The organism is Methylobacterium sp. AC433 (genome assembly GCF_979253015.1).
Genome location: NZ_CEEDBN010000015.1, coordinates 1 through 17,765, shown reverse-complemented (window position 1 = coordinate 17,765; position 17,765 = coordinate 1). Strand labels below are relative to the sequence as shown.

The following is a 17,765-nucleotide window of genomic DNA, read 5'->3' as shown; positions in this document are numbered from 1 at the left end:
GGTCCCGGATTGCCCGCCTCGCTGCGGAGACTACTCGACCTTGGCCGCCAGAGCACCGGTTGGTTCCGGTCCGCGGCGCGAATCGAGAGGGGGTGCCGCAAAAAAGCGACACCACCGAAGGCTTAATCAGGAAGCAGGATGCGCCCGCGGCCGGGCGCGCGCGGCGGACGACGCGGATCGGGCGCCCGGTCGGAGACCGGACGGTCTCAGAACGCGAAGTCGGCCTCGGTCACGAAGGCGCCCAGGGCCGGGAGGGCGGCATCGAAGAGCGGGCGCGACCCGAAGGCGTCGCCGGCCCGCACGAACAGGGTCGCCTTGGCGGCCCGGTCCCGTCCCATCACGCAGACCAGGCGGCCGCCGTCCTTCAGCTGGTCCAGGAGTGACTGCGGGCGCGTCTCCACCCGGCCGTTCACCAGAATCCCGTCGAAGGGGGCGCCCTGCGGGGCGCCGGCCTCCAGCGCTCCGTCGACGACCGTGATGTGCGCGAGGCCGGCGAGGCGCGAACGCGCGCCCGCCGCGAGGTCGCCGTCGGATTCGAGGGCGGTGACCTCGGCGCCCAGGCGGCCCAGGATCGCGGCGCCGTAGCCGTAGCCGGTGCCGACGTCGAGGGCCGTCTCGCCCAGCTGGATCGCCAGGGCCTGGACCATGCGGGCCAGCAGCATCGGCGCCGGCATGGCGCGTCCCGGCTGGCCGAGACGGAGGGTCTGGTCGATATAGGCGAAGTCCTCGCGGCCCTGCGGCACGAACCGTTCGCGGGCGACCTCTCCGAAGGCGTCGAGGACCGCGACGTCGTTCACGTCGAAGGTCCGCAGCTGACAATCGACCATGAGGCGTCGCGCCTGCGCGTAATCGAGCATGGATGCCGTCTTCCCTCGACCCTGGGCCGGCGCCGTGCGCCACTCTCGTCCTTCCGGGCGGCCGGACGGCCACGCCGAAGCTTGCGGGTTGTCGTGGATCGATCGCGAAAACGCAAGGTTCCCGGAAGCGCGGCCCTGACACGCGGGCCCCGCCATCATCCGGATCCGCACGGTCGCGTTCGCCGCACAGCCGTCGGGACGGAAAGATCGGGAAACGGGGAGCCGGCTCGAACCGGCAGGGGATGAAGTTGGAGGCCTCGGAGGGAATCGAACCCCCGTACAAGGATTTGCAGTCCTCTGCGTAACCACTCCGCCACGAGGCCTCTGTCGCGCCGCCCCGAGGGGCTCATCCGGCGACCCCCGTCCGGGCGGCCGGCGCGGGGAGAGGGGTCTCTAGCAGAGCCCCATGCGAAAGGGCAACGGCCTTTGGACGATCTTGGAAAAAAGGATGCGGACCCCGCGCGGCGCCCTCCGCGGGCCTCGGAGCGCCGGCGCGCCCGCACCGGGGCGGGCCAAAAAATGTGACGGAATCGTCAAATCACCGGTCCGGATACCCTTGCGTCCCGGACTAGCGCTGTGTAGACCCCCGATCGCGGTCCCCGATAGCTCAGTTGGTAGAGCAAGCGACTGTTAATCGCTTTGTCGCAGGTTCGAGTCCTGCTCGGGGAGCCATTCCTTCTCCAAGACATCGCTGTAGTCTGGATCACCCGGGCGCTTCTCTGTTGAGGCGACGCGTGTGGGCACGGTGATCTTGCGGTCAGGCCCGCCTCGGAGCCGCCGACCCGACGTTGCCCGCGATCCTCCATTTCCCCTGAACGCGTTCGATCGCTCTTCTCCGGACGAGCGGCCCTCGGCATGGAGAACCCGCCGGCTCCTCGCGGAGCGGCGGGTTTTCGCGCGCCTGCCGGCGGCGACCCGTCAGGCCAGCGGGCCGGGGATCGCGGTCTCGGCCTCGGCGAGGAGCCGGGTCTCGTGCTTGCGCACGAACAGCCACAGGGCGAGACCGCCGAAGACCACCAGCGCCAGGAGCGCGAGGCCGACCGGACCGGCGATGTGCTCGATCGAGCGGCCGCAGAAATACGAGCCGAAGCCCATGATCGTCGCCCAGGCGATGCCGCCGAGGCCGTTGAAGATCAGGAAGCGGCGCGCATCGAGCTTGTTCACGCCGGCGAGCACGGCCGCGTAGGCGCGCAGCATGGCGGTGAAGCGGCCGAAGAACACGATCTTCCCGCCGTGCTCCCGGAAGAGGTACTGCCCCAGCTTCAACCGGCCGTGGTCGAGGGCGATGAGGTGGCCGTAGCGCAGCAGGAGCGGCATGCCCCAGCGCCGGCCGACCCAGTAGCCGAGATTGTCGCCGAGGATCGCGGCCGCCGCGGCGGCCAGGATGATCAGGCCGATGTTCAGCTGGCCGGTGCTGCCGGCATAGACCGCCGAGGAGATCAGGATCGTCTCGCCGGGCAGCGGCACGCCGGCGCTCTCCAGCGCGATGACGACGAAGACCGCCAGGTAGCCGTAGCTGGCGATCAGGTCGGCGATGGGCAGGTTCGAGAGAAAGGACATCGGCTGTTCCCGCTTCGATAATCCCGCGACACAGAACGGCGGAACATGGCGGGAGCGGGGCTCGTCCGTGGCCGAGCCGTGCCCCGAACCGCGGGACCTCCGTCGTAGGGTCGCGCGCAGCGCCGTCGCACCCCGCTATCCGCCGGATGCGAAGGCGCTGCGTGCCCGGATCAGCCGAAGGAGCCGAAGCCCTCGAAGCTGTCGCTGTCGAAGGTCGCGCGGGACTGTGGATCCGACTCGGGCGCCGGAGCGATTTCACCCGGTTCGTCCGGGCTTCGGGTCTGAGGGGAAGAGTAGATCTCGTCGGAGACGGCTGCGAGCGGCGAGGCAGAGCGATCGTGCTGCACGTCTTTGGTCATCCAGGCTCCTCAAGTGCGATGCCGACACTACGGCACAGCTTGGCCTACCCGAACGAACGCGATCCGTTAACCCTCGGGCTCCGACGAGAGGGGCAGGGCTGACCTGCGGTGACCGGGCGACTCGTGGCCGGACGGTCACCGCTTCGTCGTCTCGGCGTCATGGGGCGTTGGCTTCGACGGCCCGCGCCGCCGGAGGCCTCAGGCGTTCTTCCGCGGGCGGTGGTCCGGGTCGATTCCGCCCTCCGGCGTCGTCTCGTTGTCGACGTCGCCCTCGACGGTGGAATCCGCCGCGACGTCGTTCGAGTCGTGACCGGTCATGCCCTTCGATTGGCCGATCCCCGGATTGCCCTTGAGATCGGCGTCGCTCGGGACGTCGGTCTTCAGGTGCTTGTCGGACATGTCTGCTCCCGTCGGTCTGGGCCTTTTCGCGGGCGCTGAGATCGGCCCGCGGCACACTTCGACCAACCGAGCCGATCGGGCGCTGTTCCCGGCGGACGGGGTGTGCAGGTTCGTCGCGCCCGGTGCCGGAGCCCTCACGGGTCGCGCACGAGAAAGGCCGGAGGATCGCTCCCCCGGCCCCGGTCGGCGACGAAGCCGGCGCCGCTTACGGCTGCTCGTTGCCGGCGTAGTTGATCGAGCCGTCGGCGCCCTTCTTCCACATGTACATCACGTAGTCCGGCCGGGTGATGTCGCCCTTCTTGTCGTAGGCGATGTCGCCGATCACCGTGTTGAAGGGCTTGCCCTCGCGCATGTAGGCGGCGACCTTCTGGCCGTCGGTGGACTTCGTGGCCTTCATCGCCTCGGCCAGGATCTGCGTGGCGGCGTAGGAGTAGAGGGTGTAGCCCTCCGGATCGAAGTTCATCGCCTTGAAGGCGTCGACGGTCGCCTTCGACTTCGGGTTCTTGCGGGCGTCCGGCGAGAAGGTCATCAGGGTGCCGTCCGAGCCCGGGCCAGCCACCTGGGCGAACTCGCGATCGGCGATGCCGTCGCCGCCCATCAGCGGGGCCTGGAGGCTCTGGTCGCGCATCTGGCGGATCAGCAGGCCGGCCTCGGTGTAGAGGCCGCCGAAATAGACCACGTCGACATTGGCCTGCTTCAGCTTCGAGACCAGGGCCGAGAAGTCCTTCTCACCGGGATTGATGCCCTCGTAGAGCACGTTGCTGCCACCCTTGGCCTTCAGGGCTTTCAGGGTCTCGTCGGCCAGGCCCTTGCCGTAGGGGGTCTTGTCGTGGACGAAGGCGATCTTCTTGCCCTTGAACTTGTCGGCGAGGTAGGCGCCCGCCACGGCGCCCTGCTGGTCGTCGCGCCCGCAGGTGCGGAAGGTGTTCCAGTTGCCGCGCTCGGTGTACTTGATCGCCGTGGAGGCCGGGCTGACCTCGACGATGCCGGCTTCCTGCAGCACGTCGGAGACCGGGATCGAGACGCCGGAGTTGAAGGCGCCGACCACGGCCTTCACGCCTTCCGAGGCGAACTTGTTGGCCACCGACACGCCCTGCTTGGGGTCGGAGGCGTCGTCGCCGACCGTCATGACGAGCTTCTCGCCGTTGACGCCGCCCGCCTTGTTGATGTCGGCGATGGCCTGCTGGGCGCCGGTCTTGATCTGCGCGCCGAAGGCGGCGTTCGGGCCGGTGACCGGAACCACCACGCCGATCTTGATCTCGGCCTGGGCGGCCGTCGCCGCCAGCATCAGGCCGAGCGCGACGCCGGCCGACAACAATGACTTCATGCCCGTTTCCCCTCTCGAAGCGCCGCGCCGGGCGGATCGTCCGGCGATGTCGGCGCATGACACGCGAAGTGGCCCCCTGCGGGGGTGGTCCAAGCGCCGCGCCTCACGGCGTCGGCGCGCTCGTCCGGTCCCGCCAACTCAGCGGTCCGGTGCGCTCGTAGAGCCAGGCATATTGCCGGGTCATCTGTCCGGTGCGGGTGTAGCGGTAGGCGACGGCCCCGATGGCGAGGACGAATGCCGCATCGACGCAATAGGCCGGCAGCGACAGCAGCGGATCCTCGAACAGCGCGTAGTGCAGGAAGCGCGTCACCGCCGCGATGAGCAGGAGCGCCAGGGCGCAGTGCCAGAACGGGCGCCAGCCGCGGGCGAGCCCGCTTCCGGTCATCCAGGCCGCGCCCCCGCCCATCGCCACGGTGATGAGGAGGAAGATCCCGAGGGTGCGCCCATCGAGGCTGAGAGCGTCGGCCATGCTCAGTGCGATCCCCCTTCGAGGTAGGCGGCCTTCACCTGCGGGTCGTCGAGCAGCGCCTGGCCGGTGCCGCTCATCGTGACCGCCCCGGTGACCATGACGTAGCCGCGATGCGCGAGCTTGAGGGCATGATAGGCGTTCTGCTCCACGATGAACACGGTCAGCCCCTCGCGGGCGTTGAGGTCGCGCACGGCGGAGAAGATCTGCTTGACCACCAGGGGCGCCAAGCCCAGCGAGGGCTCGTCCAGCATGAGCAGGCGCGGCCGGCTCATCAGCGCGCGGGCGATGGCCAGCATCTGCTGCTCGCCGCCCGACATGGTGCCGCCGCGCTGGTCGATGCGCTCGCGCAGGCGCGGGAACAGGGTGCACATCCGCTCGAGGTCCTCGGCGAAATGCTTCCCCCCGTTGACGGCCGCGCCCATCTGCAGGTTCTCGCGCACCGTCATGCGGGAGAAGATCCGCCGTCCCTCCGGCGACTGCGCCAGGTTGAGCCGCGCGATCTCGTGGGTCGGCAGCTTGGTGATGTCCTGGCCCGCGAAGGTGATGGTGCCCTCGCGCGCCTGAGGCTGGCCGAAGATCGTCATCATCAGGGTCGACTTGCCGGCCCCGTTGGCGCCGATGAGGGCGACGATCTCGCCCTCGTGCACGTCGATGTCGACGTTCTTTAGGGCGCGGATGCTGCCGTAATAGGCCGAGACCCCGCGCACGCTGAGGAGCGGCCCCTTGCCGGCCTGGATGTCCGCCTGCCCCATCCGGGTGCGGGTCTCGTCCACCAGCACGTTGATGCCCGCGACGCTCATGCTGTGGTTCCCGCAGAGGTTCCCGCCAGGCCGACTTCCGCTTCCACGGCCGCCACCTCCTCGTCGTCGACGCCGAGATAGGCCGCGATCACCCGGGTGTCGTTGCGGATCTCGTCCGGCGTCCCGTCGGCGATCTTGATGCCGTAATCGAGCACCACGATCCGGTCGGAGATCTGCATCACCACCGACATGTCGTGCTCGATCAGCAGCACCGAGGTGCCGTACTCGTCGCGGATCATCCGCAGCAGGGTGTTGAGGTCGGCCGATTCCCGGGGGTTGAGGCCGGCGGCCGGCTCGTCGAGGCAGAGCAGCACCGGGTCCGTGCACATGGCGCGGGCGATCTCGAGGCGGCGCTGGTCGCCGTAGGGCAGGTCGCCCGCCGGCTCGTCGGCCCGGTGGGTGAGGCCGATGCGCTCGATCCAGGCGGCGGCCTTGGCGATCGCCGCCTCCTGCGCCCGGCGATAGACCGGCAGGCCCAGGATGCCCGCGAGCGAGAAGCCGGAGGCCCGCATCAGGGGCTTGTGCATGGCGACCAGCAGGTTCTCCAGCACGGTCATCTGCGGGAACAGGCGGATGTTCTGGAAGGTGCGCGCGACCCGGGCGAGGCGGTTGACGTCATGACCCGGCAGGCGCTCGAGCAGGTAGGTCTCGCCGCCCTCCTGGCGCAGCCGGATCATGCCCTCGGTCGGCTTGTAGAAGCCCGTGATGCAGTTGAAGACCGTGGTCTTGCCGGCGCCGTTCGGGCCGATGAGCGCGGTGATGTCGCCGCGCCCGACCTTGAAGGAGAGGTCGCCGACGGCGGTGAGGCCGCCGAAGCGCATGGTCAGGTGATCGACCACGAGGATCGGGTCGGCGGGGCCGCCGGGCATCGCCGCCGGGGGCTCGTCCTGCACCGTGGCGAGGCGGGTGGTTCCGGTGGCGAGGGTCATGCGCCGCGTCCCCCGAGGCGGAGCGAGGGCGTGCGCTCGGAGATCAACCCGCGCGGGCGCCAGACCATCATGCAGACCATGGCGAGACCGAACAGGAGCAGGCGGTACTCGTTCGGATCGAATCCCTCGCCGAACACGGCCTTGAGGAAGGAGAGGTTGCGCAGCAGTTCCGGGGCGCCGACCATGACGATCGCCGCGATGGCGACGCCGACCTGGCTGCCCATGCCGCCGAGCACCACGATGGCGAGGATGATCGCGCTCTCCAGGAAGTTGAAGCTCTCCGGGCTGACGAAGCCCTGGCGCACGGCGAAGAACGAGCCCGCGAAGCCCGCGAACATCGCACCGAGCGCGAAGGCGGTCAGCTTGGTCATGGTGGTGTCGATGCCCAGCGACCGGCAGGCGATCTCGTCCTCGCGCAGGGCCTCCCAGGCGCGCCCCAGCGGGAGGCGGCGCATGCGCAGCGTCACGAGGTTGGTGATCAGCGCCAGCGCGAGGATCAGGTAGTAGAGGAAGATGATCCGGTGGATCGGGTTGAAGGTCAGCCCGAAAGTCTGGGCGAACCCGCCCTCCCCGGCCGTGAAGGGAATCCCGAAGAAGCTCGCCCGCGGGATCGAGGAGAGGCCGGCGGCGCCGCCGGAGAAATCGACCCAGTTGATGAGGACGAGGCGAATGATCTCGCCGAAGGCGAGCGTCACGATGGCGAGGTAGTCGCCGCGCAGGCGCAGCACAGGGAAGCCGAGGAGTACGCCGAAGGCCGCCGCGAACAGGCCCGCCAGCGGCAGGCAGATCCAGAAGGACAGCCCGAACACGGTGGAGAGCAGCGCGTAGGAATAGGCCCCCACCGCGTAGAAGGCGACGTAGCCGAGATCGAGGAGCCCGGCGAGGCCGACGACGATGTTCAGGCCCCAGCCGAGCATGACGTAGGTGAGGATGAGGATGCCGAGGTCGATCCAGTAGCGCCCCTCGGACAGGCCGCCCGAGCCCAGCGCCGCGAGCAGCGGCAGGGTCAGCGCCACGGCCAGGGTCAGCGGTCCGAGGACCCGGCCGGCGCGGGCCACCGCCGGGGGGGGCCCCGCCGTGGCGATCCGGTGTGCCTCGCGCCGGCGCGAGACCTCCCCGAGGATCATGCGCTGGCCGAGGCGCAGGACGAACACCGTGAGGCACAGGCCCGCGACGACGCCCCAGCGGCCGGTGAGCTCGAGGCCGGTGCCCTGCCCGAGATCGGTCCGGTAGGCCACCACCGGGATGCTCAGGCCGAGGGTCACCAGGGCGAAGAGTGCCGAATCCTTGAGCATCTCGGCGAACGCCGCGCCGGAGCCGCGGCCGACGGTGGGGGCCACCGCGCCGATGGTCGATCCTGTCGCCATGGTCAGACCTTCTCGACTTCGGGGCGTCCGAGGATGCCGGATGGTTTGAAGATGAGCACCACGATCAGGATGAGGAACGCGGCCACGTCCTTGTACTCGATCGAGAAATAGGCCGACCAGAAGGTCTCGATCAGGCCGATGATGAGGCCGCCGAGCACCGCGCCGGGCAGCGAGCCGATCCCGCCGAGGACCGCTGCCGTGAAGGCCTTCACGCCGGGCACGAACCCGTCCGAGAACGAGACCACGCCGTAGTAGAGGAGGTAGAGGGTGCCGGCCACGGCGGCCAGCGCCGCGCCGAGCACGAAGGTCAGCGAGATCGTCCGGTCGACGTTGATGCCGAGGAGTGCGGCCATGCGCCGGTCCTGCTCGCAGGCGCGCTGGGCCCGCCCGAAGGAGGTGCGCTGCACCAGGTACCAGAAGCCGGCGAGCAGCAGCGCGGTCGTCGTCATGATGATCGCCTGCTTGTAGGACAGGGTCACGGTGTACTGCTCGTTCTGGTAGAGCACGATGACGTCGCGCACGAGCGGTGGCACCGGCTTGTTGCGGGCGCCCTGCACCACCTGGACGAAGTTCGACAGGAAGATCGACACGCCGATGGCCGAGATCAGCGGCGCCAGGCGGAACGAGCCGCGCAAGGGTCGGTAGGCCACCCGTTCGATCGCCCAGCCCCACAGGGCCGTGAGGATCATGGCGAGGATCAGCACGATGAGGAACACCAGGGCGACCGAGGTGAGCCCGAGCCAGGACGTCAGGATGAGGAAGAAGATCAGGGCGATGAAGGAGGAGAGCATGAAGACGTCGCCGTGGGCGAAGTTCACCATCCCGATGATGCCGAAGACCATGGTGTAGCCCAGGGCGATCAGACCGTAGATCGACCCGAGCGTCAGGCCGTTGATGAACTGCTGGGCGAAAAATTCCATGAACCGGCCTTCGTTTCGGCGCCCGACCATCGGCAAACGCTGTTTGCGAATGGCATGCCAGCCTGGAATGTTCTGAACTGCCGCCTCGGGTCAATCCTCGCCGCGATTCCGCGCGTGAGCTTTCCCGGGCCCTGAAACGCGAACGGCCCGGCGCTGGGAGCGCCGGGCCGTCGTGGAAGCGGCTTGCAACCCGGTGCCTCGGGCACCCGGCCGGATTTACTTGAGGAGGGAGACCAGCGCCTTGCCGGCGGGGGTCTTCAGCTCCTTGGCGTCGAGGGTGCCGTCGTTGTCCGGATCGGCGGCCTTGAAGCGGGCCTCGACCAGGGCGAGGTACTCGTTCTTGTCGAGGGTGCCGTCTGAATCCGGATCGGCGGCCTTGAGGGCCTTCTTGCTGACGCGGCCCTTGAGCTCCTTGGCGTCGACGGTGCCGTCCTTGTCGGATTCCAGCTTGTCGAACAGGGCGCCGGCCACCGCCTGGGCCTCCTTGAGGTCGATGGTGCCGTCGTTGTCGGTGTCGACCATCGAGATCACCTTCGACGCGCCCGGGCCCTTGGCCGAGGCCGGGATCGCCAGGGGAAGCGCGAGGGCGGCGGCACCCAGGACGACGGCGAGACGGGACAGATTGGACATGCAGAAGTCTCCTCGAAAGGCAATTACGAAAGAGCGCCTAGCATGCCTCCGGACCCGCGCGGAAGATGTATCGCGCAAGGCAGTCTCGCGTCGCGTGCCCCTGGTCACGCTGCGACATCGCGCCATAACGAGGTGTCAGCCGGCTCGGACATTGCTGTCCGGCAGGGCCTCGGCCTTGCGGATGACGCCCGCGAAGGTGACGTGCACGGCGTAGTGTCCGCCATCCTTGCTGGCGCGGACCTCGAAATGCTTCGGCTTGCGCGCCGGCACCCCGTCCACCTGATACCCTGCCTGGCGCAGTGCCGCGAGGGCCGTCGCCGGGTCGGCCGAGGCTTCGTCCTGTCCCCCCGGACCGGGATGGGCGATGGCGTGACGGAGGCCGTCCGGCCCCGTGATCGCGGCGGCCTTGATCTCCGTCGGCCTGCGCTCGCCGGTCACCGCGACCGCGTCGCCGACCTTGAGGGGCACCGACCGCCCGGCCAGCGCCCTGGCGCCCTCCGGTCCGAGATCGACGAGGATTCGGCCGTCGGGCCCCTCGAGGGCGAGGCGGTGGCCGAACAGGGCCCAGATCGTGCCGTGGGTGCTGTGCATCTCGGGCATGGACATCTCTCTTTCCGATGTGGCTGGGACGCGGCGGCCCCGCGAGCCGCCGCGCCGTCGATCGCGGGGCGCGCGCGTTCAGCGCGCGTCCGGCCTGGGGGCGTCGGGCTTCGGCTGGCTCGGCAGCGCGGCGAGGCGGTCGAGCATCTGCAGGGTGAGGTCGGCGCAGGCCTTCATCGGCTCGTCGTCGGCGCACTTCACGTCGATGGCGGTCTCGCCCCGCTCCAGGCGGAAATGCGCGGCCTTCGGCGGAGGCGGCGGGGGCGGCGCGTCGGGACCGCGGCGTGGGCCGACCGGGGGCGGGGCGCCGGCTTCCGGTCCGGGGCGCGGGCCGCCCGGAGGCGGGACCGGCTGGGCGATGGCCGCGCTGGCGATGAGGATCGCGGCGGCGCTGAGGAGGGCGGTGGTCTTGGTCATGATCGCTGTCCCATCGGTTGCGGTGGAAGGGGGGCGTTCGGGGTCTCAGAAGGCGCGCGTCTCGCGGACCTGCCCGTCGAACCCGACATGGAGCTGGCGCTCGCGGCCATCGCTGCCGCGGGCCGCGACCTCGAGGTGACGGGGACCGCGGCCGGTGACGCGGATGTCGGAATAGCCGGCGGCGGCGACCTGGGCGGTCAGGGCCGGCAGGTCGGGCGTCGCGCCGAGGCCGACCCGGTCCCTGGCCCAGTCGAGGGGGCCGCGGGGCGGGCCGCCAGCGGGGCCGACCAGGATCCGGCTGCCGTCGGCGCGGGTGATCAGCATGGCGTGGAGGAAGCCGTTCTCGAATCGGCCCTGCACGGTGACGGCCTCACCGGGCTTCACGAGGGTGCCCCCCTCGCCCTGGCGGCCGGTCTCGACCAGCGCCTTGCCGGTGCCGTCCTGCATCACGAACTTGTTGCCGTAGACCTCGGCGACGTCGCCCTTGGCGGCGATGGAGCCCGAGGCCTTCAGGGCTGCGATCGCGGTGGGCTCCACCGGCGTCATCACGGCGGAGCCGTTCTGGGCGAGCGACAGGCCGATCGCGCCGAAGGCGAGGGGCGCCGCGATCGCGCCGAGCACGAGGGCCCGGCGGGAGCGCTTCGGGGTCGGGGCGGCCGCGGGGTGGGCGGTCTCGTTGGTCGGAATGGTCGTGGTCATGGTGCCTGTCCTTCTCGGGTTCGGCGCTTGCCCTCTCGGGTTGACGCCGTTCTAGGACGGGGCCGCGAACCCGGACTGAACCGCACGGTTCAGCCCCCGTTAAACGACGCGGCGTAGGCCGCTCGCCGTCCCGCCTCCGCCCTTCCATTCCCGGATCCGATCCCATGAAACTCCTGCTGGTGGAGGACGATGCGCCGCTCGCCGCCGAGATCGCCAAGGCCCTGCGGGCCGAGAACTTCGCCCTCGACCACGCGGCGAACGGCGAGGACGCGCAGCATCTCGGCGAGACGGAGACCTACGACGCGGTGGTGCTCGACCTCGGCCTGCCCAAGCGCGACGGCCTCTCGGTTCTCCAGGCCTGGCGGGCGGCGGGCCGGACGATGCCCGTCCTGATCCTCACGGCGCGGGACGGCTGGAGCGACAAGGTCGCGGGCTTCAAGGCGGGCGCCGACGATTTCCTCGTGAAGCCGTTCCGGGTGGAGGAGCTGGTGATCCGCCTGCGCGCCCTGGTCCGCCGGGCGACGGCGCACGGTGCCTCGCGGGTCACCTGCGGCCCCCTCAGCTATGAATCCGGTCTCGGCACCTTCGAGCGCGACGGCCTGCCCCTGAAGCTCACCGGCCTGGAATGGCGCGTGCTCTCCTGCCTGATCCTGCACAAGGATGGGGTGATGCCGCGCGGACAGCTGATCGAGCGGGTCTACGACGGCGATGCCGACGTCGACTCGAACTCCGTCGAGGTCATCATCACCCGCCTGCGCCGCAAGATCGCCCCCGCCCGGATCGAGGGCGTGCGCGGCCACGGCTACCGGCTGCTTCCGGGCGATCCCGCATGACCCCGCCGGGCAGGCCCCGCCCCGCTGCCGGACCGGCGGACAGGCCCGACCCTCCGGAGAAGCCGGTCCCGGTCAAGCCCGTCGGGTTCCTTCATCTCGGCTCCCTGCAGCGGCGCCTGCTCCTGGCCGCCCTCGCCCTCGTCACCGCGGCCCTGCTGGTCGCCGGCCTCGCCATCGGGCTCGTCCTGCACCGCTTCGTCCGAGCCCAGCTCGACAGCCGCCTCGACAGCCAGCTCGTCGCCCTGGCGGCGAGCCTGGAGCGTGGCCCCGGCGAGCGCCTGCGCCTCGACCGCGCCCTCGACGGGCCGCCCTTCGATCGCCCCCGCTCCGGCTGGTACTGGCAGGTCCGCCAGGGGCAGGACACCCTGCGGTCCGAGTCCCTGGAGGGGCGCGACCTGCGCCTGCCGGAGCCGGGCCGCCCGCCCCGCGACCGGGACCCCGACCGGCCGGAGCCCGGCGACGGCACCGGCCCCTGGGGCGAGTCCCTCATCCTGCGCATCCAGGTCCTGCCGCCGGAGGGAGGCGGTCCGCCGGCGCTCCTCGTGGCCTCGGCCCCGGCCCAGGCCCTGAACGGACCCCTGCGCGAGGCCGGCCTCGCCCTCGCCGCGATCCTGGGCATCCTCGGCCTCTGCCTCGTGGCCGGCACCGTCGCGCAGGTCCGCCTCGGCCTCCGGCCCCTGGAGCGCCTGCGCCGGGACGTCGCCGAGGTACGGGCCGGCAGGCGTCACCGGATTCCCGCCAAGCAGCCCGCCGAGATCCGGCCCCTGGTGGGCGAGGTGAACGCCCTCCTCGACCAGAACGCCGCCAACCTGGAGCGCGCCCGCACCCATGTGGCGAACCTCGCCCACGGCCTGAAGACGCCCCTCGCCACCCTGACCCTCGCCCTGTCGGACCGGACCCGCGACCCGGATGGCGGCCTCGCCGACCTCGTGGGCGCCATGGACCGGCAGGTGCGCCACCATCTGCGGCGCGCGCGGGCCGCGGCCCTCGGCGGCGGCACCCGAACCCGGACCGAACTCGCCGGACCGCTGGCCGACCTGCGGACCACCTTCGGGCGCCTTTATGCCGAGAAGCGACTGGCCATCGACCTCGACCTGCCGGCCGGCCTCGCCGTGGCCTGCGATCCGCAGGACGTCGACGAGATGCTCGGCAATCTCATCGACAATGCCTGCCAGTGGAGCCGAGGCCGCGTCCGGGTCACCGCTGCCGCCACGGAGGCCGGCGTCGCGGTGACCGTGGCCGATGACGGCCCCGGCCTCGACGTGGAGGCGGCCGCCCGCGCGATGCGGCCCGGCGGGCGCCTCGACGAGAGCGTGCCCGGCCACGGCTTCGGCCTGTCGATCACCCGGGAACTCGCCGAACTCTACGGCGGCGGGCTTCACCTCGCCCGCTCGGACCTCGGCGGCCTCGGCGTCCGGCTGCTGCTCCCGGCCTGAGCGCCGGCGCGGCGCCGGCACCGCAAGGATCTCCCGAATATAAAGGAAAGTGAAAGGCTGGCAGACCATGATCCCGCGTCGGGCGGTTCCGTCGCGGGGGACCGCAGGACTGGCCGGGATCCATCCTGTGCCGGCCCGGACCTGTCATCGACATCGGGTCACGCCGGCATCCAGGTCATGAGACGCGGAACGCGGAGAGTTCGCGGCCTGTGCGTCGGCGAGAAAGGGTTGTCGTGCCGAGCTCCAGTGTCGAGGCGCAGCGCCTGGCCATCCTCAACGACCTGAGGCTCCTGGACGGCACGCCGGAGGCGCATCTCGACGCCGTCTGCCGGACGGCCTGCGCCCTGTTCGGCGTGCCGATCGCCCTCGTGAACCTTGCCGGCCGCGACACCTATACGCTCAAGGCCCGCTGCGGCGTCGCCGATGGCGGCACCCTCCCCCGGGCCGGCGCCTTCTGCGACCGCACCATCCTGGCCGCGCCCGGCGCGGTGCTGGTGCTGCCCGACATTCTCGCCGATGCCGAGTTCGCGGCGAGTCCCCTCGTCACCGGGGAGCCTCGGGCCCGCTTCTACGCGGGCGTGCCCCTCGCCCTGTCGGACGGCCTGCCCCTCGGCACCCTCTGCCTGATCGACACGGTCCCGCGCGACGATTTCGACGCGGCGCGGGTGTCGCAGCTGCGCGACCTCGGCACCGTCGTCGAGGCCCATCTCCGGCTCGGAGCGGCGCAGCGCGCGAGCCAGATCGAGCGGGCCGAGCGCCAGCGCACCGAGACCCTCCTGGCCGCGAAGGCCGCCGATCTCAAGCTCGTGGTCGATGCCCAGCGGATGACCGAGGCCGTCGCCCATATCGGCTACTGGCGCATCCATGCCCGGACCCGGACCGTGTCCTGGTCCCAGGGCATCTGCGGCGTCTTCGGCCGGCCGATGCCGCCCGGCGGCGAACTCGCCCTCGACGATCATCTCGCCTTCTATCATCCGGACGACAGGGCGGAGGTCGCGGCGCGCATCTCCGCCGCCCTGGACAGCACCGGCCCCGGCAACGCCGCCTACCAGGGACGGGCCCGCATCCTCCGCCCGGACGGCAGCCTGTGCCACGTGATCGTCCAGGGAGCGGTCGAACGGGATGCCGGCGGGCGCCTGACGGCGCTCTACGGCCTCGTCCTCGACGTCACCGACCTCGCCCTCTCCGAGGCGCGGCTGCGCGAGAAGGACCTGCGCCTGCGCGCCACCCTGGAGACGATGGACCAGGGGTTGATCATGATGGACGCGCAGGGCTGCGTCCGCCTGCTCAACCCCCGGGCCCGCCACCTCCTCGACCTGCCTGGGACGGTGCTGCGCGAGGGCGCGCGCCTGTCCGACATCCTCGCCCGCCTGTCGGAGCGCGGCGACTTCTCGGCGATGCCGCCCTCGGCCGCGGGCCAGCCGCGCCTGCGCGACGCCGCCGGCGCCTGGACGCCGCTGCGCATCGACTGGCCGCGCCCGGACGGCACCACCCTCGAGGTGCGGGGCGTGACCCTGCCCGATGGCGGCGTCCTCCACACCTTCACCGACGTCACCGAGCACCGGGCGGCCGAGGCCCGCACCCGGGCGGGCGAGCGCCGCTACCGCATCCTGGCGGATTCCGTCTCCGACATGATCGTCCGGCGCAGCGTCGCGAACGTGCGCACCTACGTCTCCCCGGCCTCGCGCGACCTCCTCGGCTACAGTCCCGAGGAGATGCTGAACCTTCCCCTGGAGGCCTCGCTGCATCCGGACGACAGGGCCGCCACGATCGCGTTCCTCGAGGCGTTCCGGACCGGGCAGACCGAGACGGCACGCATTATCCATCGCCTGCGTCACCGCGACGGCCGCTGGATCTGGGTGGAGGCGCAGACGCGCCTCGTGCGCGACGAGGCCGGGCTGCCCTTCGAGACGATCACCGCCGCGCGCGACGTCGGCGAGCGCGTCGCCGCCGAGCAGGCCCTGCGCCTGGGCGAGGCCCGCTACCGCGCGCTCGCCGATTCCCTGCCGCAGATCGTCTGGGTCGTCTCCCTCCACGACGGGGAGGCGACCTACGTCAACCAGCGCTTCGAGAGCTATTACGGGCCGATCGGCTCCGGCCGCGCGGCCCGCCTCGCCCGCAACCATCCCGACGACGCCGCCCGGATGGAGCAGGTCTTCGCCGAGGCCCGGCGGCGGGACGAGGCCTACGAGGTCGAGGGACGCCTGCTCCGGCACGACGGCGTCTACCGCTGGCACAAGCTCGTCATGCTGCCGATCCGTGAGGACGGCGTGATGGTCGGCCTCCTCGGGACGGCCCTCGACATCGACGACATCGTCGCGGCGCGACAGGCCCTGGAGGAGACCTCGAACCTCCTGCGGCTCGCGCAGGAATCGGCCGGGGCCGGGCTCTGGTCCTGGGACCTGAAGGGCGGCACCGTCCGCCACTCCGCCGACAGCGCGCGGATGTACGGCCTCCCGGTGCCGGAGGGCCACGACCCCGGCGCGCCGGTGGAGGTCAGCGTCGGCGTGTGGGACAGCCACATCCATCCGGGCGACCTCGCCGCCCTGTACGGCCACGTCTACCGCGCCCTCGCCGAGGGCACGTCCTACAACGGGGAATTCCGCCTGGCGGATTCGGAGGGCGACGCCCCGCGCTGGCTCCAGAGCTTCGCCCGCGTCGTGACCGACCCGGAGCTGAACGAGCCGGTCAAGGTCGTGGGCCTGACGATGGACATCACCGAGCGCAAGCTGGCGGAGGGCCGGATCGCCTACATGGCGCTGCATGACGGCCTGACCGGACTGCCGAACCGGCTCCTGTTCAAGGAGGGCCTCAGCAACGCCCTCGCGCGGGCGGACCGGCGCGCAGGCCGCTTCGCGGTGCTGGCCTGCGACCTCGACCGCTTCAAGGCGGTCAACGACACCCTCGGCCATCCGGCCGGCGACGCGCTGCTGCGCGTGGTCGCCGACCGCCTGCGCGGCGTGGTCCGGGACGGCGACACCGTCGCGCGCCTCGGCGGCGACGAATTCGCCATCATCCTGGCCGACCTCGACGACCCGCAGGAGGCCGGGCTCGCGGCGCGCCGCGTCATCGAGGCGATGGAGCAGCCCGTCGATCTCGGCGGGCACCGGGTCGGGATCGGCGTCAGCGTGGGAATCGGCATCGGCGCCCAGGACGGCGCCGATGCCGACACGCTGTTCCGCAACGCCGACATCGCCCTCTACCGGGCCAAGGCGGCGGGACGGAACACGTACCGGTTCTACGAGGCGGCGATGGACGCCGCGACGACCGAGCGCAACCTCCTCGAACTGGAGATGCGCGAGGCCGTGCGCACCGGCGGCTTCAGCCTGTACTACCAGCCGGTCCTGCACCTCGACAGCGGCACCGTGCGGGGCTTCGAGGCCCTGCTGCGCTGGCCGCATCCGGTGCGGGGCATGATCGCCCCGGGCGCCTTCATTCCCCTGGCCGAGGAGACCGGGCTGATCCGCCAGCTCGGCAGCTGGGCGCTGCGGGAAGCCTGCACCGAGGCCGCCTCCTGGCCGGGCGACCGACGCATCGCCGTCAATGTCTCGGCGGTGCAGTTCGGGCAGTCCGGACTCGAGCAGAGCGTGGTCGCCGCCCTGCTGGCGTCCGGCCTCCCGGCGCGGCGCCTGGAGCTCGAGATCACCGAGAGCGTGCTGATGCAGGATGCCGAGGCGGTGATCGCCTGCCTGCATCGCCTGCGCGCCCTCGGCGTCCGGATCGCCCTCGACGATTTCGGCACGGGCTATTCCTCGCTGAGCTACCTGCGGCGCTTCCCCTTCGACCGGATCAAGATCGACCGGTCCTTCGTGCGCGAGATCGCCGATCCGGGCACCGCCGCCATCGTGCGCGCCGTGGTCGGCCTCGGGACGCAGCTCGGCGCCAGCATCACCGCCGAGGGCATCGAGACCGCGGCGCAGATGGCGCAGGTCCGCCAGGAGGGCTGCACGGAGGCGCAGGGGTTCCTGCTCGGCCGGCCGATGCCCGTGGAGGAGGCGCGGCGGTTCCTCGAACACCTGCTCGATGCCGCCTGAGAGGGGCGTCATGTTTTTGTCAAAACGGCTGTTGACAGGAAAACCGGCCCCGCGTATACCCCGGTTCATCGGCGGGCGGCCAACGGGGTTGGCGGCTTGCTTTTGCATCTCCTGAGACGAGCGCGGGGT

General features: G+C 71.1%; 17 protein-coding genes and 2 tRNA genes. 4 read left to right on the top strand and 15 right to left on the bottom strand.

The window, feature by feature from the left end; translation table 11 throughout:
* Nucleotides 1-206: 206 nt before the first annotated feature.
* Together AC0IWM_RS18530 and AC0IWM_RS18525 are read right to left on the bottom strand one after the other, a co-directional pair.
* Nucleotides 207-857 carry a protein-L-isoaspartate O-methyltransferase family protein gene (locus tag AC0IWM_RS18530; protein ID WP_471757350.1) on the bottom strand — a complete coding sequence of 217 codons (651 nt, stop codon included), beginning with the start codon at nucleotides 855-857 and terminating at the stop codon, nucleotides 207-209.
* Nucleotides 858-1,106: 249 nt separating this feature from the next.
* A tRNA-Cys gene (locus AC0IWM_RS18525) sits at nucleotides 1,107-1,180 on the bottom strand.
* 273 nt (nucleotides 1,181-1,453) lie between these two features.
* On the opposite strand from AC0IWM_RS18525, the gene AC0IWM_RS18520 reads away from it, so the two are divergent.
* Nucleotides 1,454-1,529: transfer RNA gene (locus tag AC0IWM_RS18520), tRNA-Asn, on the top strand.
* A 246-nt stretch (nucleotides 1,530-1,775) separates the two neighbouring features.
* Here the strand turns inward: AC0IWM_RS18520 and AC0IWM_RS18515 are convergent.
* The 13 genes from AC0IWM_RS18515 to AC0IWM_RS18455 all read right to left on the bottom strand — a co-directional run bounded on the left by AC0IWM_RS18515 (nucleotide 1,776) and on the right by AC0IWM_RS18455 (nucleotide 11,333).
* Nucleotides 1,776-2,417 (bottom strand): DedA family protein, encoded by a 642-nt coding sequence (locus tag AC0IWM_RS18515; protein ID WP_471757348.1) that lies wholly within the window; start codon nucleotides 2,415-2,417, stop codon nucleotides 1,776-1,778.
* A 170-nt stretch (nucleotides 2,418-2,587) separates the two neighbouring features.
* Entirely contained in the window at nucleotides 2,588-2,776 is a 189-nt protein-coding gene (locus AC0IWM_RS18510) for a hypothetical protein (protein ID WP_471757346.1), read from the bottom strand.
* 198 nt (nucleotides 2,777-2,974) lie between these two features.
* A complete protein-coding gene (locus AC0IWM_RS18505) occupies nucleotides 2,975-3,175 on the bottom strand; it encodes a hypothetical protein (protein ID WP_471757344.1) in 201 nt (66 codons plus the stop codon).
* A 205-nt stretch (nucleotides 3,176-3,380) separates the two neighbouring features.
* A complete protein-coding gene (locus AC0IWM_RS18500) occupies nucleotides 3,381-4,502 on the bottom strand; it encodes a branched-chain amino acid ABC transporter substrate-binding protein (protein ID WP_471757342.1) in 1,122 nt (373 codons plus the stop codon).
* A gap of 103 nt (nucleotides 4,503-4,605) precedes the next feature.
* On the bottom strand, nucleotides 4,606-4,971 hold the full coding sequence (locus AC0IWM_RS18495) for a DUF6867 family protein (RefSeq protein ID WP_056478006.1): 366 nt from the start codon (nucleotides 4,969-4,971) through the stop codon (nucleotides 4,606-4,608).
* Between the two features lie 2 nt (nucleotides 4,972-4,973).
* Complete coding sequence (locus AC0IWM_RS18490; RefSeq protein ID WP_471757340.1) at nucleotides 4,974-5,771, bottom strand: ABC transporter ATP-binding protein; 798 nt, start codon at nucleotides 5,769-5,771, stop codon at nucleotides 4,974-4,976.
* On the bottom strand, nucleotides 5,768-6,640 hold the full coding sequence (locus AC0IWM_RS18485) for an ABC transporter ATP-binding protein (protein WP_471757531.1): 873 nt from the start codon (nucleotides 6,638-6,640) through the stop codon (nucleotides 5,768-5,770). The genes AC0IWM_RS18490 and AC0IWM_RS18485 overlap by 4 nt, the downstream gene beginning before the upstream one ends.
* 56 nt (nucleotides 6,641-6,696) lie before the next feature.
* Entirely contained in the window at nucleotides 6,697-8,067 is a 1,371-nt protein-coding gene (gene livM / locus AC0IWM_RS18480; RefSeq protein WP_471757338.1) for a high-affinity branched-chain amino acid ABC transporter permease LivM, read from the bottom strand.
* A 2-nt stretch (nucleotides 8,068-8,069) separates the two neighbouring features.
* On the bottom strand, nucleotides 8,070-8,987 hold the full coding sequence (locus AC0IWM_RS18475) for a branched-chain amino acid ABC transporter permease (RefSeq protein WP_471757336.1): 918 nt from the start codon (nucleotides 8,985-8,987) through the stop codon (nucleotides 8,070-8,072).
* A 216-nt stretch (nucleotides 8,988-9,203) separates the two neighbouring features.
* Nucleotides 9,204-9,617, bottom strand: coding sequence for an EF-hand domain-containing protein (locus AC0IWM_RS18470; RefSeq protein WP_447678471.1), 414 nt, complete (start codon nucleotides 9,615-9,617; stop codon nucleotides 9,204-9,206).
* Nucleotides 9,618-9,752: 135 nt separating this feature from the next.
* The gene (locus AC0IWM_RS18465; RefSeq protein ID WP_471757334.1) at nucleotides 9,753-10,217 is read right to left on the bottom strand and encodes a hypothetical protein; all 465 of its coding nucleotides are present in this window, start codon (nucleotides 10,215-10,217) and stop codon (nucleotides 9,753-9,755) included.
* Between the two features lie 78 nt (nucleotides 10,218-10,295).
* A complete protein-coding gene (locus AC0IWM_RS18460; protein ID WP_471757332.1) occupies nucleotides 10,296-10,634 on the bottom strand; it encodes a hypothetical protein in 339 nt (112 codons plus the stop codon).
* 45 nt (nucleotides 10,635-10,679) lie between these two features.
* Complete coding sequence (locus tag AC0IWM_RS18455; RefSeq protein ID WP_471757330.1) at nucleotides 10,680-11,333, bottom strand: DNA-binding protein; 654 nt, start codon at nucleotides 11,331-11,333, stop codon at nucleotides 10,680-10,682.
* A gap of 164 nt (nucleotides 11,334-11,497) precedes the next feature.
* On the opposite strand from AC0IWM_RS18455, the gene AC0IWM_RS18450 reads away from it, so the two are divergent.
* From AC0IWM_RS18450 to AC0IWM_RS18440, 3 genes are all read left to right on the top strand, one after another.
* On the top strand, nucleotides 11,498-12,166 hold the full coding sequence (locus AC0IWM_RS18450; protein WP_056477992.1) for a response regulator transcription factor: 669 nt from the start codon (nucleotides 11,498-11,500) through the stop codon (nucleotides 12,164-12,166).
* Nucleotides 12,163-13,602, top strand: coding sequence for a sensor histidine kinase (locus tag AC0IWM_RS18445; RefSeq protein ID WP_471757328.1), 1,440 nt, complete (start codon nucleotides 12,163-12,165; stop codon nucleotides 13,600-13,602). Before AC0IWM_RS18450 ends, AC0IWM_RS18445 begins: the two co-directional genes overlap by 4 nt.
* 233 nt (nucleotides 13,603-13,835) lie before the next feature.
* The gene (locus AC0IWM_RS18440; protein ID WP_471757326.1) at nucleotides 13,836-17,636 is read left to right on the top strand and encodes an EAL domain-containing protein; all 3,801 of its coding nucleotides are present in this window, start codon (nucleotides 13,836-13,838) and stop codon (nucleotides 17,634-17,636) included.
* Nucleotides 17,637-17,765 lie beyond the last annotated feature (129 nt).

What these genes read in the sequence shown, in the direction of transcription:
- AC0IWM_RS18530 (WP_471757350.1), bottom strand. Translation starts at nt 857, where the DNA reads ATGCTCGATTACGCGCAGGCGCGACGCCTCATGGTCGATTGTCAGCTG.
- AC0IWM_RS18515 (WP_471757348.1), bottom strand. Translation starts at nt 2,417, where the DNA reads ATGTCCTTTCTCTCGAACCTGCCCATCGCCGACCTGATCGCCAGCTAC.
- AC0IWM_RS18510 (WP_471757346.1), bottom strand. Translation starts at nt 2,776, where the DNA reads ATGACCAAAGACGTGCAGCACGATCGCTCTGCCTCGCCGCTCGCAGCC.
- AC0IWM_RS18505 (WP_471757344.1), bottom strand. Translation starts at nt 3,175, where the DNA reads ATGTCCGACAAGCACCTGAAGACCGACGTCCCGAGCGACGCCGATCTC.
- AC0IWM_RS18500 (WP_471757342.1), bottom strand. Translation starts at nt 4,502, where the DNA reads ATGAAGTCATTGTTGTCGGCCGGCGTCGCGCTCGGCCTGATGCTGGCG.
- AC0IWM_RS18495 (WP_056478006.1), bottom strand. Translation starts at nt 4,971, where the DNA reads ATGGCCGACGCTCTCAGCCTCGATGGGCGCACCCTCGGGATCTTCCTC.
- AC0IWM_RS18490 (WP_471757340.1), bottom strand. Translation starts at nt 5,771, where the DNA reads ATGAGCGTCGCGGGCATCAACGTGCTGGTGGACGAGACCCGCACCCGG.
- AC0IWM_RS18485 (WP_471757531.1), bottom strand. Translation starts at nt 6,640, where the DNA reads ATGCCCGGCGGCCCCGCCGACCCGATCCTCGTGGTCGATCACCTGACC.
- livM (WP_471757338.1), bottom strand. Translation starts at nt 8,067, where the DNA reads ATGGCGACAGGATCGACCATCGGCGCGGTGGCCCCCACCGTCGGCCGC.
- AC0IWM_RS18475 (WP_471757336.1), bottom strand. Translation starts at nt 8,987, where the DNA reads ATGGAATTTTTCGCCCAGCAGTTCATCAACGGCCTGACGCTCGGGTCG.
- AC0IWM_RS18470 (WP_447678471.1), bottom strand. Translation starts at nt 9,617, where the DNA reads ATGTCCAATCTGTCCCGTCTCGCCGTCGTCCTGGGTGCCGCCGCCCTC.
- AC0IWM_RS18465 (WP_471757334.1), bottom strand. Translation starts at nt 10,217, where the DNA reads ATGCCCGAGATGCACAGCACCCACGGCACGATCTGGGCCCTGTTCGGC.
- AC0IWM_RS18460 (WP_471757332.1), bottom strand. Translation starts at nt 10,634, where the DNA reads ATGACCAAGACCACCGCCCTCCTCAGCGCCGCCGCGATCCTCATCGCC.
- AC0IWM_RS18455 (WP_471757330.1), bottom strand. Translation starts at nt 11,333, where the DNA reads ATGACCACGACCATTCCGACCAACGAGACCGCCCACCCCGCGGCCGCC.
- AC0IWM_RS18450 (WP_056477992.1), top strand. Translation starts at nt 11,498, where the DNA reads ATGAAACTCCTGCTGGTGGAGGACGATGCGCCGCTCGCCGCCGAGATC.
- AC0IWM_RS18445 (WP_471757328.1), top strand. Translation starts at nt 12,163, where the DNA reads ATGACCCCGCCGGGCAGGCCCCGCCCCGCTGCCGGACCGGCGGACAGG.